Origin of the sequence: Marivirga aurantiaca (assembly GCF_016679925.1) — a bacterium.
GTDB lineage: Bacteria > Bacteroidota > Bacteroidia > Cytophagales > Cyclobacteriaceae > Marivirga > Marivirga aurantiaca.
Genome location: NZ_JAEQBW010000009.1, coordinates 13,826 through 29,128 on the forward strand (window position 1 = coordinate 13,826; position 15,303 = coordinate 29,128).

Genomic DNA, 15,303 nt, shown 5'->3' on the forward strand with positions numbered 1-15,303 from the left:
GATATTTTCAATAATGATGAATATTATCTAAATCTCTAAACAAAATCCTATCTCTGGTATAATAGATTTTTCCCTGAGCACGCATTTTATTCAGCACGGTAGTTACTGTTTGTCTGCTAGTGTCTGATAAAAGGGCCAATTCCTGATGGGACATGCTGATTTTTAATAAGATTTCATCTCCTACCTTTACTCCTGATTCTTTGGCCATCATCCTTAGTGTTTCCCTGACACGGTAGTCTGCACTGTGCATAGCTAACAGGTAATGCCTTTTTTCCATAAACCTGATTCTTTCCATGAAAACAGAGGATAAAGAGAGAAAAGCATTGTTTCTAGTTTGTTCATTCAAGTAATTCACATTTAGGGATTCCAGAGAAGTATCGGGTTCAATGGCCATTGCATGATACTGATATTCACAGGAAGGATCAATTAAACTATTCCATTCACCTAAAACGTCTCCGGTTGTTAAATAGTAACATAGGAGTTCATCTCCATTATCATTAATTTTTGAAAGTTTAACAGCACCCGATTTAATAAGAAACAATTGATCTGCTGGCTCTCCTTGTTGGTAGATGATCTGATTTTTCAGAAAAGTTTTAAAAGGCTTAAACATAACTCCCCTATTTTCTGATGGGAATAATTGAGAGTGATATTTTTCTTTTTCTAAAAATCTCATTTTAAGTCATTTTTAAGTTCATATATTATACCCATACCAAAAATGCCGGCTGCATAGATATTCTTCTTTTTGAATATCCAATCGTTACCACTTGTATAGTTTAAATTAATGCCCCAGTTATTTTTTAAGGGTACCAATAAACCTAAACCGACTGTAGTAAACTCAGCCCCATCCCCCCTTACAAAATCGGTGGCTATTTCAACTTCTCTTACAGATTTTAAACCATTAATTCTGGCATTAAGCCAAACCTTATTGGCTATTTTATATCCAATTTCGGCTCCAATACGGAATTGATCACTAAAATCTATCTCATTATATGAAGTGCGATAATTATAAGAAGCAAATACTGAGCTGTAGAATGGGATGTCATTTAGGCTTTTTGAGGCAGCAATGGTAGTCCACACATTAAACTCCCCATCTCCTGCGGGAAGATTAATTCTGTCAAAGGAGTTTTGTTTGTTTTGGGCGAAATTATTGGCTTTGGCCGTAGGCAATTCGGGAGCTATTGAAACAGAAAGCGGAAAGTTGACAGGCAGTGCATATTTTATTTCCAAACGTAAATCCCCTATGCCGGATGCAGTTTCCGTAGATTCAAACTTATTAAAAGTGTGAATAGGGAAATTGGTGATGAGTGTAAAATTTTTGGTTATACCATATTCTCCGTATAATATGATACTTTGTTGTTGAAATGTATTGGTAGTGAGCTGATTTCCCATTAAGTTAAAATACTGATCGGACTCAAAAAAGAGATAGCTTAATTGAAAAAAACCTTCTCCTCTTGGCTTTGTCCATCCACTTTGAGCAAGCAACTGAATTTGATTTATAAAAATCAATAAAGAGATAATAGTGATTAACTTTTTCATCCTTAGGAAAATAAAAAAGCACTCTGAATATAATCAGAATGCTTCTATATAAAATTGATTTCACATTAATTCAGCATTGCCGAAAGGAATTCCTGCTGATGCACACCATAAAATTACATGGGTGTACTTAGCATCAATGGAGGAATTTAATTTAAAAAAGTGTTCTCCATTTCTTTGTACAATACCCACTAATTGGAGATTCTGATTTCCATTTTCCGGGCTAAATACTTCATTTAAATCTTCATTGGTTGTTGACAGATAAACTGTGACAGTACCTGTGCCTAATTCAGTCATAAAGTTATTGCTGAAACGGACGAAGGCTTCATCTTCTGAGTCCGTGCCAATTTCCACTGAACCCGCTGTAGGAGTTCCATTTTGTGCCATAAACTGCCCGCTTGTGACCACCATAAAATCACCATGAGGGAGGCTTGTATCAACCACCATGGTTTCTACTTCAGTATCATCACATGAACAGAATAAAAAAGGAATTGCAAGGAAAGCTAAAACGATAATTTTTTTCATAACATTTATTTTTTTGTTTTAGCAAAACTGCCACTAGTGTATCACAAAAAGATCACAGAAGTTTAAAGGTTTTAAATCTGTCGCAAATCACCCTTCATTATGTCTTAACTACACAGTAAGAAGTTGATTAGAGTTATCTAATTTTATCATATTATTAAAACTTACAACAATGAAAACTTCTAAATCAACAAAGATCATTTATTGGATATCGACAGGGATTATTTTCCTGTTTGAAGGAGTATTGGTAGCATTAACCAGCCAAACAGAATTTGCCAAAGAAGGCATCAGGCATTTAGGCTATCCTGAATATTTTGGTGTGCTGCTGGCCATATTGAAAGTTATAGGAGCACTGGCCTTAATATTACCAATGGTATCTCCACGGATAAAAGAATGGGCATACGCAGGATTTGCCTTCACCATTATTTCAGCAGCTGTGAGCCATGCGGCAGTTGACGGTTTTGACGGGCAAACAATATTTCCTGTAGTGTTTCTGGGCATTCTGGCTACTTCGTATATTACATATCATAAATTACTGAGAAATAATTCACCTGCTCTTAAAACAGTATAGCGATGTCATTTCAATCATACTTAAAAAATATCCACGAAAAAACGGGACAATCTCCTGATGACTTTAAAAAGTTAGCCAACCAGAAAGGATTGATGGAAAATGGCTTACTAAAGCCAACTGTAAAAGCCGGAGAAATAGTGGAATGGCTCAAAAGAGATTATGAACTGGGCCATGGTCATTCCATGGCTATTTATGCGCTGTTAAAAGGTAAAAAGGAATGATTTTAAATAAAAAAGAATATTTTAGATGAAACAGTTAAAGTAGCCTTTTAACAAAATGAAAATCAGCTTAGCACAAATTAAATCCATAGCGGGAAATGTTCAGGCAAATCTCGAACACCATCTTAATTATGTTCGAAAAGCTATTGCTCAGAAGGCTGATTTAATAGTTTTTCCTGAGCTTTCCCTCACCGGATACGAGCCTACTCTGGCTAAAAGCCTCGCCTTTCAATTGAGTGATACGAGATTGGATATTTTTCAGGAGCTATCAAATTCGGCCAAAATTACTATTGGAATAGGAGCTCCTACAATAGCTAAAAATGGTATCTGCATCAGTATGATTATTTTTCAACCAGGCTTGGCAAGATGTGTGTATTCTAAAAAGTACCTGCATCCGGATGAAGAACCGTTTTTTGTGAGTGGAGATAATCCTCCTCCTCTGAAGATTAAGGAATATAAAATATCATTGGCTATTTGTTACGAAATTTCCATTCCCAATCACTCAGAAGAAGCAGTGAAATGTGGAAGTGAAATATATCTGGCTAGTGTGGCAAAATTTGCATCAGGTGTTGATAAAGCCTGTGAAACATTATCATCAATTGCAAAAAAGTATAACATCACTACACTGATGGTGAATGCAGTGGGATCCGCAGATAATGGTATCTGTGCAGGACAATCTTCAGTTTGGAATGCGAGTGGTGAACTTAAAGTACAACTGAATGATCAGGAGGAGACACTTTTGATTTATGATATTGTGTAATCATTTCAAGAAAACTAACATGTCAAATATTTAACACGCATTGCTGTCACTTCTCTTCTAGTGATAATTTCGCTAAAACAGCTTATCTTTAGTTGCCTTGGGCAGAGTACTTTAAAAATTCTTTTTTGAATTAAACCCAATAGAAATATTACTTAAGCTTCTTCCAAACCCTTAATGTTTATTTTCTTCATTTGGAGCATCGCCCTGGTTACACGTTTCACCTTTTCTGTATCTTTATGCGTCATCAATTGCCCCAGCACATTTGGGATAATCTGCCATGAAATGCCGAACTCATCTTTCAGCCATCCGCACTGTTGCGCCTTAGGATCACCACCTTTACCCAACTCACTCCAGTAATAATCAATTTCGGACTGATCCTCGCAATGCACCATAAAGGATACAGCTTCATTGAATGTAAAGTCATGTGCTAAGTCACTGTCCATCGCCATAAACTTGTATCCGTTCAACGCAAACTGTGCATGCATTACAGAGGTTTTTGACTGCAGTTTTGTAGGTTCATTCATTAAAATCCCATCTACTTTAGAGTGTTTGAAGATTTGTGTGTAACGCTCAACCGCCTGTTTGGCTTGCCCGAATCTTTCGCCTACAAACAATAATGATGGAGTAATTTTTTGGCCTACATCTTTTATTTTTCCTAAACTGACTTGCCAGGAAAGTCCAAACCTGTCTTGCAGCCAACCGTATTTTTCACTCCAATCATATTTTTCATAAGGCATTAAGATACTGCCGTTTTCAGAGAGGCTTTTCCATAATTGATCAGCTTCTTTTTCTGTTTCGCAAGTAATATAGAATGAAACAGAGGGATTAAATGGAAAAGCAGGCCCTCCGTTTAAAGCAGAAAATCGCTGTCCTTCCAGTTCAAAGTCTACCGCCATGGCCGAGCCTTCCGGCATTCGATGATGCTCATAACCTTCTTTACCATAGCGGCTTACTCTTTGTATTTCACCTGATTTAAAAATTGAAATATAAAATTCAACTGCTTCCTCAGCCTGGGTATTAAACCACAAGAAAGGAGTAATTTTTTGATCATTTGTTTTCATCGCTTAACTTTTATTGAGGAATTTTACTTTCATCCATATAAGCTAATTCCCATTGGTGACCGTCTAAATCGGCAAAACTATGCTGGTACATCCAGCCGTGATCTGCTGCTTCCATATAAGTAGAACCACCGGCCTCCACTGCATTCTTCACCATTTCATCAACAGCCGCTTTACTGGGTAAATCTAGCGCAATAAGCACTTCTGTTGTTTTGGTAGCATCAGCAATAGGCTTTTTGGTAAAAGTTGCGAAATAGTCTTCTTCAAGTAGCATGGCAAAGATGCTGCCCTCTTTTATGACCATACAACCTGCCTTTTCATCAGTGAATTGCATATTGAATGAAAAGCCTAGTGCTTTGAAAAAATCCATTGAATTTTGAAGATTCTTTACTGGTAGATTAATGAAGATTTTACTTGTCATGATTTCAGTATTTAAGTCAAAAATAAATATATAAAAAACTCTATATTTACAAAGGTATGTTTGTCTGGCTTAACTTAAACTGTGTAAGCACGACATAATATGGGGTTGATTGCGACATATTTAGTAACTAATTTTAAGATATGAAAACTATCTCAATACTTGTTCCTGAGCGAGCTGTTCCGGCTGCTATTGTTGATCCGCAGTACATGTTTACAGCCATTAATATGTTTTACGAAAAGGCAGGCATGAATCCTGTTTTTAAAGTTCAATTAGTGGGCTTGAATAAGGAAGTGAAGCTAAGTAAAGGATTGTTGAGCTTTTATCCGGATGCATTGTTAGATAATGTGAAAACTACTGATCTAATTATCATTCCTGCCATAAGTGGAGATATAAATGAAGCCATAAAACTTAATGAAGCTATGTTCCCCTGGATAATTTCACAGTATAATAAAGGTGCTGAAGTGGCTAGTTTATGCATTGGGGCTTTTTTATTGGCCTCCACGGGATTGCTTTCCGGCAAAACCTGCTCTACTCATTGGCTGCATGCACCCACCTTTAGGAATATGTTTCCCGATGTAAGACTGGTAGATGACCGTGTGATCAGTGAACAAAACGGCTTGTATTCCAGTGGAGGAGCCAATGCATACTGGAATTTGCTGCTTTATATTGTGGAAAAATATACTTCCAGAGAAATGGCAGTGATGGCATCAAAGTTCTTTTTACTTGACATTTCTAAAAACAATCAGCTTCCTTTCTCCATGTTCAAAGGACAAAAAGCACACGGGGATGAGTTGATAGTGGCTGCTCAGGAATATATAGAGAAGCATTACGATGCAAAAATGAATGTAGATGAACTGGCTGATCGGTTTGGGACAGGCAGAAGAACCTTTGAACGCAGGTTTAAGAAGGCAACCTCCAACTCCATTGTGGAATACATGCAAAGGGTTAAAATTGAAGCAGCCAAAGTACAGCTGGAGTCAGGCCGGAAAAATGTAAATGAAGTGATGTACGAGGTAGGTTATAATGACCCCAAAGCTTTCCGGGAAGTATTTAAAAAGTATGTAGGTATTTCCCCTGTTGATTACAGAAATAAATTTATCACGGAGGTAGTACCTTCATAAAGCAACTTTAAATTTAAAAATATGGCTATTCAAGCTGATGATATGAAAACTATTGCCACTCAATTAAGGTGTCCAAGTGGAGAGGATGGATTAGAAATAGCCGGAGAAATGAATAAAACCAACCATGGCATGACCATGAATACAATCCGCCATTTGGATTTAAAAGGCCATGATAGGGTTTTGGAGATTGGTCCTGGTAATGCGCAACATTTGGTCGAATTAATGAAAATGGCTCCTGAAATCAACTATAATGGTTTAGATATTTCAGCTGATATGAAAAAGGAAGCGGAAAGAATTAATGCGGATTTTGTCCGGAAAAAGCAAGCGCAGTTTTTTCACTATTCAGGTGAATCATTCCCTTTTGAGGACAAAACATTTGATAAAATAATGACTGTGAACACCCTTTATTTCTGGGAAGATCCGGCAGCTACCTTACAGGAAATCTATAGAGTGCTAAAGCCGGGTGGACTTTGCAATATTACTTACAGCCTGAAGGATTTCATGAAAAATTTACCTTTTACGGTATATGGTTTCCAGCTTTATAATGATGAAGATGTACTGGCTCTGATAGAGAAATCAAGTTTTAATGACTCACAAATTATCCCGGAAATTGAAACAGTAAAAAGCAAACATGGTGAAATGGTGAACAGAACCTATTCAGTTTTAATTGTGAGAAAATAAAATTATAGTGGAATATACGGATTGTGTTTGTTCCAATTTAAACGTTCTAAATATAGATACCGTAGTACCTATAGGTATCAATATTGAATAATGAAATTGGGAAGTCTTTCACATCGCAAATCTGGATCTTTATGGGCTGGAGTGCTTACTGGAACTGGCATTATGGCCGCAGTGGATGAAATAATATTCCATCAGCTGCTTTCTTGGCATCACTTCTATGATAAATCCACCTTGGAAATAGGCCTCTTATCTGACGGACTGCTACACTCGGCCGAGCTCATTGCTATTGTTGCCGGTTTTTTTCTAATTATTGATTTAAATAAAAATCAAGCTTTAGTTAAAGTACGCATCTGGGCTGGTTTCTTTTTAGGAACAGGAGGATTTCAATTGCTTGATGGAACCATTAACCACAAAGTACTAAGGCTCCACCAAATAAGGTATGTGGATAATATTTTGCCTTACGATATTGCTTGGAATGCTACAGGTATCTTTTTACTTATTATAGGCATTGTAATATTAATTAAAGCAAAGAAATCCGGAGAGATAGAAATTTACAAAAATAAAGCGTAATGCTACAAATGCATACTTTCAATAGTTGGTTACCTCCAATCGTTATCTTTTTACTCACACTGGCTTACTGGTATGGTTGGTTTACATTAAGAAGAAGACAAAAGATTATTCGTATTCCACATGCTATCAGTTTCACTGTCGGAATGTTGCTACTTTCTATAGCTTATTTGCCTGAAATGATGCACTGGGGCCATGCTGATATGCGAGGCCATATGGTACAGCATCTGCTTATGGCTATGTATGCACCTGTTTTTCTTGTTTTGGGTGCGCCATCCACATTACTTTTGCAAATTCTCCCTGCTCCAATCGCGAGAAGGCTAACGTCTATATTAAAATCATCCTTTTTTAGGATGATCAGTCATCCTGTTACAGCAATGTTACTCAATATTGGTGGCATGTATCTATTGTATTTAAGCCCACTTTACAACCAAATGCACCATCAGCCTTTTCTTCACCATTTAGTGCATCTACATTTTTTGCTGGCCGGATATCTTTTCACCTGGTCAATGATTGGTATTGATCCTGGAGGACATAAAGTAAGTTTCCGGTTACGATTAAGTGTGCTTTTTATCAGTATTGCTGCTCATGCCTTTTTAAGCAAGGCAATGTATGCTTATACATGGCCGAAACAATCCATACATAGTGATCAGCAAATTCAGGAAGGAGCCCGGCTTATGTATTATTGGGGAGATTTATCTGAATTAATATTACTGATTATATTCTTCTCCATGTGGTATAAAAGTAGAAATGATTCATTTAAGTCTGTTCCGGTTTGATGTTTTTTTAAACACCAGACCGGAACAATTTACTTAAGCAGCATTTCTGGCAGCATTCATAATGCCGAACATACTACGTAAAATTAATCTTTTAAAAGTTTCTTCATCTTCCACACCATCCCTTAGCTTTTGTATAGCATACTGCTGAATGCTAATGAGCGGGAGTACAATTCTTTCGCGAATGGCAATAGATTCCTTTGATACTTGAGCATCATGCATCATTCCTTTATTGTCGCTAATGGCATCCAATTCTGCTTTGCTTAAATCAAATTCCTTCTTCATTATATGCCAAAATTCCCCGAACTCTTTGTCTTTCCCTAAATAGGCCGTAGCAGGATAAAAAGACTTGGCAATTGATTGCATTGAATTTCCAAGTAAAGTCTTAAAAAATAAAGAGTCTTTATATAATGCATTGACTTCCTGTTCTTTGCCGGAATCTTTTAATGACTTTAAAGCTGTCCCCACTCCATAAAAGCCAGGGATGTTCTGCTTCATTTGTGCCCATGCGCCTACAAATGGAATAGCCCTTAAATCTTCAAATTTTAACTCTCCTTTTTTACCCCGACTGCTGGGTCTGCTGCCAATATTGGTTTCGCCAAAATATTTTAAAGGCGTTACATTGGCTAAATAAGGAGTGAATTTATCATGGTTTTTGAAGTCGTTATACAACTGATAACTTATGTCTGCCATTTGATCAACTAATTTCCTTTCTGACTCTGAAAGCTGCCGATTGTTTTCAGGGAATAAATGATTTTCCAAACCTGCTGAAAGCAATTGTTCCAGATTATAGCGACAAGAGTTAACCTTGCCATAATTTGAACTAATTGTCTGGCCTTGTATGGTCACCTGTATCTCCTGGTCTTCAATGTTAGAGCCTAAAGAAGCATAAAAATCATGCATATTGCCTCCTCCTCTTGCCGGTGGTCCTCCTCTGCCGTCAAAAAAAATAACGTTGATGCCATACTTACGGGAAATATCAGTAAGCGCCTCTTTTGCCAGAAAAATGGACCAGTTAGCTCTTAAGTACCCACCATCTTTGGTGCCATCAGAAAAGCCCACCATAATAGTCTGTTGCTCATTACGATTTTTCACATGTTCTCTGTATTCAGGTATTTCATACAGTTGCTGCATAATATCAGAAGCCTTGGCCAGATCGTCAATGGTTTCAAAAAGTGGAACCACATCCAGGTTTTCATATGCTTTTTTGCTCAATTTTAAGCGGGCCAGTTGAAACACTTCCATTACATGCAATGCCGACTGGCAATTACTGATGATATACCGGTGGCAGGCCCTGTCACCATTTCTTTTCTTTATTTCTTCAAGGGCATCAAAACTTTTTAACATTTCCAGGTGAAAATCGTCATAATCATCTTCTTCTCCGGGGAGTTTTTCAAAACTCATCAAATGCTTAATTTTATCCGCTTCCGGTAGCTTTTCGTATTGTGCTATTGTGCTGGTATTATCATCTTTAGATAGAATCTCTTCCCATAGGCCATCATGTTTTCTGCTGTCCTGTCGGATATCCATAATGGAAAAGTGAAATCCGAAGATCCTTACTTTCAGAATAAATTTTTCCAACAGATCAGAGAACAATCCCATATGATCAGCTTTTAAATTCTCTAAAGCTTCATGGAGAACTTGCAGAAGTTCGTCAGGATTTATAAAACCCTTACTTTTATCACCAAATAGGGCATGATAAACCTTGTTTTCGGCCTCCTGTATTTTTTCTTCCACACCTTTAAAAGTAAGCCTTCTTCTAATAGCTCTTATATCCCTGTAATAACATTTAAGAATAGTTTCCCTTAATCGATCTGCCACTTTTAACGTTATATCGTGGGTAACAAAAGGATTGCCATCACGGTCGCCCCCGGGCCAAAATCCCACGGTTAATAAATTGGGGTTTATCCATTCTTCAAAAGATTCATCCATGTCCTCTGCTAAATCATATAAAATAGCCGGAATACTTTTGTAGAAAACGTTTTCCAGATACCAGCACAGGCTGACAGCCTCGTCATACGGACTTGGTTTATCCCGCTTAATAAAAGGTGTTTTACCTAATTGCTTCAACAAAGAATTGATGGTGTTCAGGTCCCCTGTTCTAATGGCTGCCTCTAAATCATTATTAATAGCCAATACATTTCCCGGATAGAATTGGGTAGGGTGAGCAGTAAGAACGATACGCACTGAAAAATTCTTTAATTTTTCTTTCAGTTCTTCCATTTTGCTGGTATGGCGAACCCTGCCAATAAGCTCTTTAACAGAACCTTTACCTTCCAAATTATATATTTTTCCAAAAGCAGCATCTTCAATAGAATCAAAAAGTAATACCTGTCGCTCTATATATTGGATCAATTGGAATAGTAAATTATGTAGCTCTTTATCATCCTGCGTACCGAGTATCTTCCGTTGAAACTTTTCAATAATCTCTACAGGGTCTTTCCCTTCTTCATAACCTGACTGGCTTAATTGTTGCAGCATTGGGAGCACTGTGCCTGTTCTGTAAATGTGGCCATAAGGCAAATCTAAAAACAAGCTGTTATAAACTGTAAAGCGCGTGGTTACTTCCTCCTGGTAATTTAAATTCTTCATAAAAGTTAAAGATTAAACGGACATGAGCAATGATCATTTTTGTTGCAGTAGCATATATGTCACTTAAATATACTCAATTATGGATACGATGTTTTGTTTCAACTAAAATCAGTTGTTGCTTTTTGGTGACTTCTTTCGAGATCAAATGATCTGTTTTTCGTTCTCAATCCATATGAATAGTGAATAGCCCTATTGAACTCTTAAAGCCATAGACGTTGTTAATTTCGTATAATCACCATCTACCGGAAAGTAAGTTAGTAGAAGTGTACTTTTTAGAATTATTCAATAATTTATTTTTAATAATGATCAATTTCCGCAATACTATTTTACTGCTTTTTCTATCCTGCTTAATTGCTTCATGCAAAATAGATCAGGTTTTTGCACCAAAAGGGCCCTATGAGAAATATTTAGCCTCATTGAAAGCCAATGATTTGGAACAAACAGCCCTGGCGCAAGATTGGATAACTGCCGGGGAGTCTGCTCTAAAAGATTCTACTTACGCCAATCTTCCCTATGCAGAACTCAGTCGTTTCGATCCGGCCGAACCCACAGCTCTGTTTCTGAGATATAAAGTAAAAGAAGGTCAGAATATAGAAATACACCTCAAAAGAATTTCAGAAAGCAACACCAGGATATTCGTCAATGTATTTGAATGGCGGGACGAGGAATTCAAACCTCTTGGGCAGGAAGCGGATGGAGACAGTCTTACTTATAAAGTTGAAAATAGTGGAGAGCATGCAGTAAGGATTCAACCTGAGTTGCTAAGGGGTGGATTATTTCAAATTTATATTAGGTACACGGCCTCGCTTGCCTTTCCTCTGCCAGAGAGAACTTACGAAAATATTGGAAGCTTTTATGGTGATGGAAGAGAGGCAGGAAGAAGAAAACACGAGGGGATAGATATTTTTTCACCCAGGGGTACCCCGGTACTGGCCGTAAGGCCGGGATTTATAAGGCGGGTAGGAGTAAATAATTTAGGAGGAAAAGTTATCTTTCTTTCAGGAGGAGGATATAGTTATTACTATGCACATCTGGATAGCCAGATGGTACATACAGGCCAAAGAGTGGTGACTGGGGATACACTCGGTTTAGTGGGAAATACCGGTAATGCAATTACAACTTCTCCTCACCTTCATTTTGGGATTTATAGTATGGGAAGTGGTGCTTTGGATCCTTTTCCTTTTTTTGCCACCACTCCAATCACTAATATCATCCCTTTGGGAGACAGTGCCTCTCTTGGTAAATACCATCGTGTGAATAGCCAAATAGTGAACCTGAGATCAGAAGCCAATACTCAATCAGAGATTCTTGGAAAGCTGAATAAAAATGAGTTGGTAAGAGTAGAAGCTTCCTTGCTGGGTTGGTACCGTGTAAAATTACCTGATGACCGTGCAGCATTTATCCATCAAAATCTGGTAAAGGAAGTGGGTTCAGGGCTGCAAATAATTTCCCTAAAAGCAGATGATCAGATTAAAGATGAATTCCTTTCCAGCAGAACCTATTCTGCATCTTTTGTTGAAGAAACCGCTAAAGTTTTGGGGAGCTATCAGGATTATCTTGCGATCAGGTTCTCCGGAGGGACTATCGCATGGCTTCGGAACACAGATAAAAAGCTATGAAATCAATTGGATAACACCTCTTCTTGTCCCGATTTCATGCCCAAAAAAGTAACTAATATTCCATTGTAATAGCTTAATTTTTTGCTTCAGATGAAGCTAAATATATAAATTACATCTTCTTCATAATTATTTTTGATTATGCATGTTTATTTTTTTAGATAAACCTAAAAAATAATTATCATTTATAATTATTATGTATTAGCTTTGCTTAAAATAAAGAAGTAAACTTATATGAAGAATATGTATAAATCAGTTTTTATGATAGTGGGAATGGTATTGGCACTGGCGATTCCATCGGCTTTTTCAAATTCTGGCGTTGATATAATCGAATTGAAAGGTGTAGTTAGGGATGCCGAAAGTAAAGAACCAATTGTTGGTGTTAATATTTATTTACCGGATATTGAGCAAGGCACCACCTCTAATGTTAATGGGGAGTTTAGTATCAAAGTGGGCAATAAAAATAAAAAAGTACTCATTCAGATTTCTTATGTAGGCTACAAAACGAAATTGATAAGGGTAAATACTGCTGAATGGAAAAATGGAGAAACCATTTTTCTGGAAGAAGAAAGTATAGTAGTGAATGAGGTAATTGTTTCTGCAGGAAGAATTGCCAGCAGGGATGAAATTCCGGTGCTTGTGGAAAAAATGGGCATTAAGGAAATGAGAACTGATGGTGAAATCAATACCATGACCTCACTCATGAGGATACCGGGTGTTGAGCAAATTGCCTACGGAACGGGAGTAGGGAAACCTGTCATTCGGGGAATGTCATTCAGTCGGATTCTGAGTATGTATCAGGGAGCCCGTTTTGAGAACCAACAATGGGGAGCAGATCACGGCTTAGGTGTAAATGATCTGGGAATAGAAGCTGTTGAAGTCATTAAAGGACCTGCATCCTTTCTTTATGGTTCAGGAGCCGTGGGGGGTGTGGTTTATTTGGTAGACGAAAGAGCTGCTCCAAAGGGAAGAATGCTTGCTGAAATTAATAGCACATTTCATTCCAATACCCTGGGTATGCGACAAACTATCGGTTTGAAAGAAACCAGGCAATCCGGCTTGTTTTATGGAATAAATGCTGCCCTGGAAAACCATGCTGATTACATAGATGGAAATGGCAGGACAATTGGCAATTCCCGTTTCAATACCCAAACCTTTCGGGCCAATACCGGCTTACAAAAGGACTGGGGAACAATTAAACTCAGCTATACTTATCATCAACAAAATTTAGGAATAATAGCTGATGATGAACTAAGTCATAGTCTGGCCACCACAAGGAACGACAGGAATATGCAATTACCATTTCAGAATATCCAGGACCATCTCTTGACTTTCAATAGCATTCTTCAGTTGGGAACAGGACGTCTGGAGACAACTGTGGGTCATCATTTTAACTCAAGGAAAGAAATTGAAGCGGCTTATGATTTGGTGGATTTGGGCTTGTTGCAAACCAATACCACTTTTGACACCAAATATTTCCTTGAAAATAACAACTCAGAGCATATTGTAGGGGTTCAGGGATTTCATTTGACAAATAGCAATATGGCAAATGTGGAGGAAATACTCATTCCTGATGCACAATTATGGGATGCTTCTTTGTATTATTTATATACCTTAAGAAAGGACAAAACGACCTGGCAGGCGGGTTTAAGATACGATGGGAGAAGTACAACTGCTGATGCTTCATCATCAGTAATTAGAGAGTTTGGCTATAATCTCCCTCAATTGCCAAATGATCAGCGGAAGTTTACTACCCAACACAATGGAATTAGTGGGTCAGTAGGGTTAATTCATCAGTTTAATCAACAATTAAACCTTAAGAGTAACTTCTCCAGTGGATTCAGGGCTCCGGATTTAGCTGAATTGTTTTCTAATGGGCAACATGCCGGAACACAAAGGTATGAGGTGGGAAATGTAAATTTTGATAGAGAACAAAATTTTCAATTAGACTTGGCTATGCAATACCAAAACCGCTTTTTTAGTTTTGAAGTAAGCCCGTTTATTAACCTTATCTCCAATTATATTTATTTAACTCCTACAGGAGAGCCCAAAGAAGATACAGATTTAATGATTTGGGCTTTTGACCAGGGTAATGCATATTTATACGGGGGAGAATTGCAATCCAAAATTAGACCTATGGGCAATGAAAAACTGGAATTTAATTTTGCTTATTCTGTAGTAAGAGGCGAAAACCCTGAAACGGGAAATAAAATGCCCTTAATTCCTGCGGACCGAATCGTATCTTCCCTAAAATGTAAATTACCTTCTGTTTTAGAGGGCTCATATTTTAAATTGAGTCACAATTATGTGTTTGAACAAAATAGATTGAGTCCCAGGGAAAAACAAGCCTATACAACGAACAGTACGGATGCGTTTCAAATATTTGGAGCAAGCGTTGGAGGGAGTTTTAAGATAGGGCCCCAAGCTGTTAATTTAGATGTAGCCGTGAATAATATCTTCAATAAAGCTTATGTAGATCATTTATCTTTTTTAAGAGCATTTGATATTAATAATATCGGAAGGAATCTTACAGTTAATTTGAACCTGCCTCTTAAAATAAAATAAAACATCTGAAGCTACTGCATGAAAATAATGAATTAGGAAAGGGAAGAAGTAGTCAAAAAGTTGAAAATAGTAGTAAGCTATTTTCGTTTGATAGAGCCTGTGATCTTTTATTTTGAGCTGATGAAAATATTTTAAAATATTTTCATCAGCTCATTTCACAATTCCCAAATAATAATTTACCTTTGCCTTTCCAAAATGGTGGATGTAGCTCAGTTGGTTAGAGTATCGGTTTGTGGTACCGAGGGTCGCCGGTTCGAGCCCGGTCTTCCACCCTTTTTTAAACCTCAGGTGTTCAATCACTT

The 15,303-nt window shown here is 37.4% G+C and carries 15 protein-coding genes and 1 tRNA gene; 10 read left to right on the forward strand and 6 right to left on the reverse strand.

The window, feature by feature from the left end:
• Positions 1 to 7: 7 nt before the first annotated feature.
• From JKA74_RS16150 to JKA74_RS16160, 3 genes are read right to left on the reverse strand one after another with little or no spacing between them, the layout of a single operon-like run.
• The gene (locus JKA74_RS16150) at positions 8 to 673 is read right to left on the reverse strand and encodes a Crp/Fnr family transcriptional regulator (RefSeq protein ID WP_201432263.1); all 666 of its coding nucleotides are present in this window, start codon (positions 671 to 673) and stop codon (positions 8 to 10) included.
• Positions 670 to 1,536 carry a hypothetical protein gene (locus JKA74_RS16155; protein ID WP_201432264.1) on the reverse strand — a complete coding sequence of 289 codons (867 nt, stop codon included), beginning with the start codon at positions 1,534 to 1,536 and terminating at the stop codon, positions 670 to 672. The genes JKA74_RS16150 and JKA74_RS16155 overlap by 4 nt, the downstream gene beginning before the upstream one ends.
• Positions 1,537 to 1,596: 60 nt before the next feature.
• Positions 1,597 to 2,058, reverse strand: coding sequence for a DM13 domain-containing protein (locus tag JKA74_RS16160; RefSeq protein WP_201432265.1), 462 nt, complete (start codon positions 2,056 to 2,058; stop codon positions 1,597 to 1,599).
• 169 nt (positions 2,059 to 2,227) lie between these two features.
• Here JKA74_RS16160 and JKA74_RS16165 point away from each other — a divergent pair, with 169 nt between their 5' ends.
• Genes JKA74_RS16165 through JKA74_RS16175 form a run of 3 tightly spaced genes read left to right on the forward strand, consistent with a single transcriptional unit; the run spans position 2,228 to position 3,604 of the window.
• Positions 2,228 to 2,626 (forward strand): DoxX family protein, encoded by a 399-nt coding sequence (locus JKA74_RS16165; RefSeq protein ID WP_201432266.1) that lies wholly within the window; start codon positions 2,228 to 2,230, stop codon positions 2,624 to 2,626.
• Positions 2,627 to 2,628: 2 nt separating this feature from the next.
• Positions 2,629 to 2,847, forward strand: coding sequence for a DUF4287 domain-containing protein (locus tag JKA74_RS16170; protein ID WP_201432267.1), 219 nt, complete (start codon positions 2,629 to 2,631; stop codon positions 2,845 to 2,847).
• Positions 2,848 to 2,902: 55 nt separating this feature from the next.
• Positions 2,903 to 3,604, forward strand: a complete 702-nt coding sequence (locus JKA74_RS16175; protein ID WP_201432268.1) for a carbon-nitrogen hydrolase family protein — start codon at positions 2,903 to 2,905, stop codon at positions 3,602 to 3,604.
• Positions 3,605 to 3,756: 152 nt separating this feature from the next.
• Here JKA74_RS16175 and JKA74_RS16180 read toward each other — a convergent pair whose 3' ends face one another.
• The gene (locus JKA74_RS16180) at positions 3,757 to 4,665 is read right to left on the reverse strand and encodes a VOC family protein (protein WP_201432269.1); all 909 of its coding nucleotides are present in this window, start codon (positions 4,663 to 4,665) and stop codon (positions 3,757 to 3,759) included.
• A gap of 10 nt (positions 4,666 to 4,675) precedes the next feature.
• Positions 4,676 to 5,083, reverse strand: a complete 408-nt coding sequence (locus tag JKA74_RS16185) for a VOC family protein (RefSeq protein ID WP_201432270.1) — start codon at positions 5,081 to 5,083, stop codon at positions 4,676 to 4,678.
• Between the two features lie 140 nt (positions 5,084 to 5,223).
• Here JKA74_RS16185 and JKA74_RS16190 point away from each other — a divergent pair, with 140 nt between their 5' ends.
• The 4 genes from JKA74_RS16190 to JKA74_RS16205 all read left to right on the forward strand — a co-directional run bounded on the left by JKA74_RS16190 (position 5,224) and on the right by JKA74_RS16205 (position 8,231).
• Positions 5,224 to 6,204: a GlxA family transcriptional regulator gene (locus JKA74_RS16190; RefSeq protein ID WP_201432271.1), complete on the forward strand. Its 981-nt coding sequence runs from the start codon at positions 5,224 to 5,226 to the stop codon at positions 6,202 to 6,204.
• A 21-nt stretch (positions 6,205 to 6,225) separates the two neighbouring features.
• On the forward strand, positions 6,226 to 6,885 hold the full coding sequence (locus JKA74_RS16195) for a class I SAM-dependent methyltransferase (RefSeq protein ID WP_201432272.1): 660 nt from the start codon (positions 6,226 to 6,228) through the stop codon (positions 6,883 to 6,885).
• A gap of 90 nt (positions 6,886 to 6,975) precedes the next feature.
• Positions 6,976 to 7,455, forward strand: a complete 480-nt coding sequence (locus JKA74_RS16200) for a DUF2243 domain-containing protein (protein ID WP_201432273.1) — start codon at positions 6,976 to 6,978, stop codon at positions 7,453 to 7,455.
• Positions 7,455 to 8,231, forward strand: coding sequence for a cytochrome c oxidase assembly protein (locus JKA74_RS16205; RefSeq protein WP_201432274.1), 777 nt, complete (start codon positions 7,455 to 7,457; stop codon positions 8,229 to 8,231). The genes JKA74_RS16200 and JKA74_RS16205 overlap by 1 nt, the downstream gene beginning before the upstream one ends.
• 33 nt (positions 8,232 to 8,264) lie before the next feature.
• On the opposite strand, the gene JKA74_RS16210 is transcribed toward JKA74_RS16205, so the two are convergent.
• Positions 8,265 to 10,820 carry a phosphoenolpyruvate carboxylase gene (locus tag JKA74_RS16210; RefSeq protein ID WP_201432275.1) on the reverse strand — a complete coding sequence of 852 codons (2,556 nt, stop codon included), beginning with the start codon at positions 10,818 to 10,820 and terminating at the stop codon, positions 8,265 to 8,267.
• 302 nt (positions 10,821 to 11,122) lie between these two features.
• On the opposite strand from JKA74_RS16210, the gene JKA74_RS16215 reads away from it, so the two are divergent.
• The 3 genes from JKA74_RS16215 to JKA74_RS16225 all read left to right on the forward strand — a co-directional run bounded on the left by JKA74_RS16215 (position 11,123) and on the right by JKA74_RS16225 (position 15,274).
• Entirely contained in the window at positions 11,123 to 12,439 is a 1,317-nt protein-coding gene (locus JKA74_RS16215) for a M23 family metallopeptidase (protein WP_201432276.1), read from the forward strand.
• Positions 12,440 to 12,670: 231 nt separating this feature from the next.
• Positions 12,671 to 15,001, forward strand: a complete 2,331-nt coding sequence (locus JKA74_RS16220; protein ID WP_201432277.1) for a TonB-dependent receptor — start codon at positions 12,671 to 12,673, stop codon at positions 14,999 to 15,001.
• Between the two features lie 197 nt (positions 15,002 to 15,198).
• Positions 15,199 to 15,274, forward strand: a tRNA-His gene (locus JKA74_RS16225).
• Positions 15,275 to 15,303 lie beyond the last annotated feature (29 nt).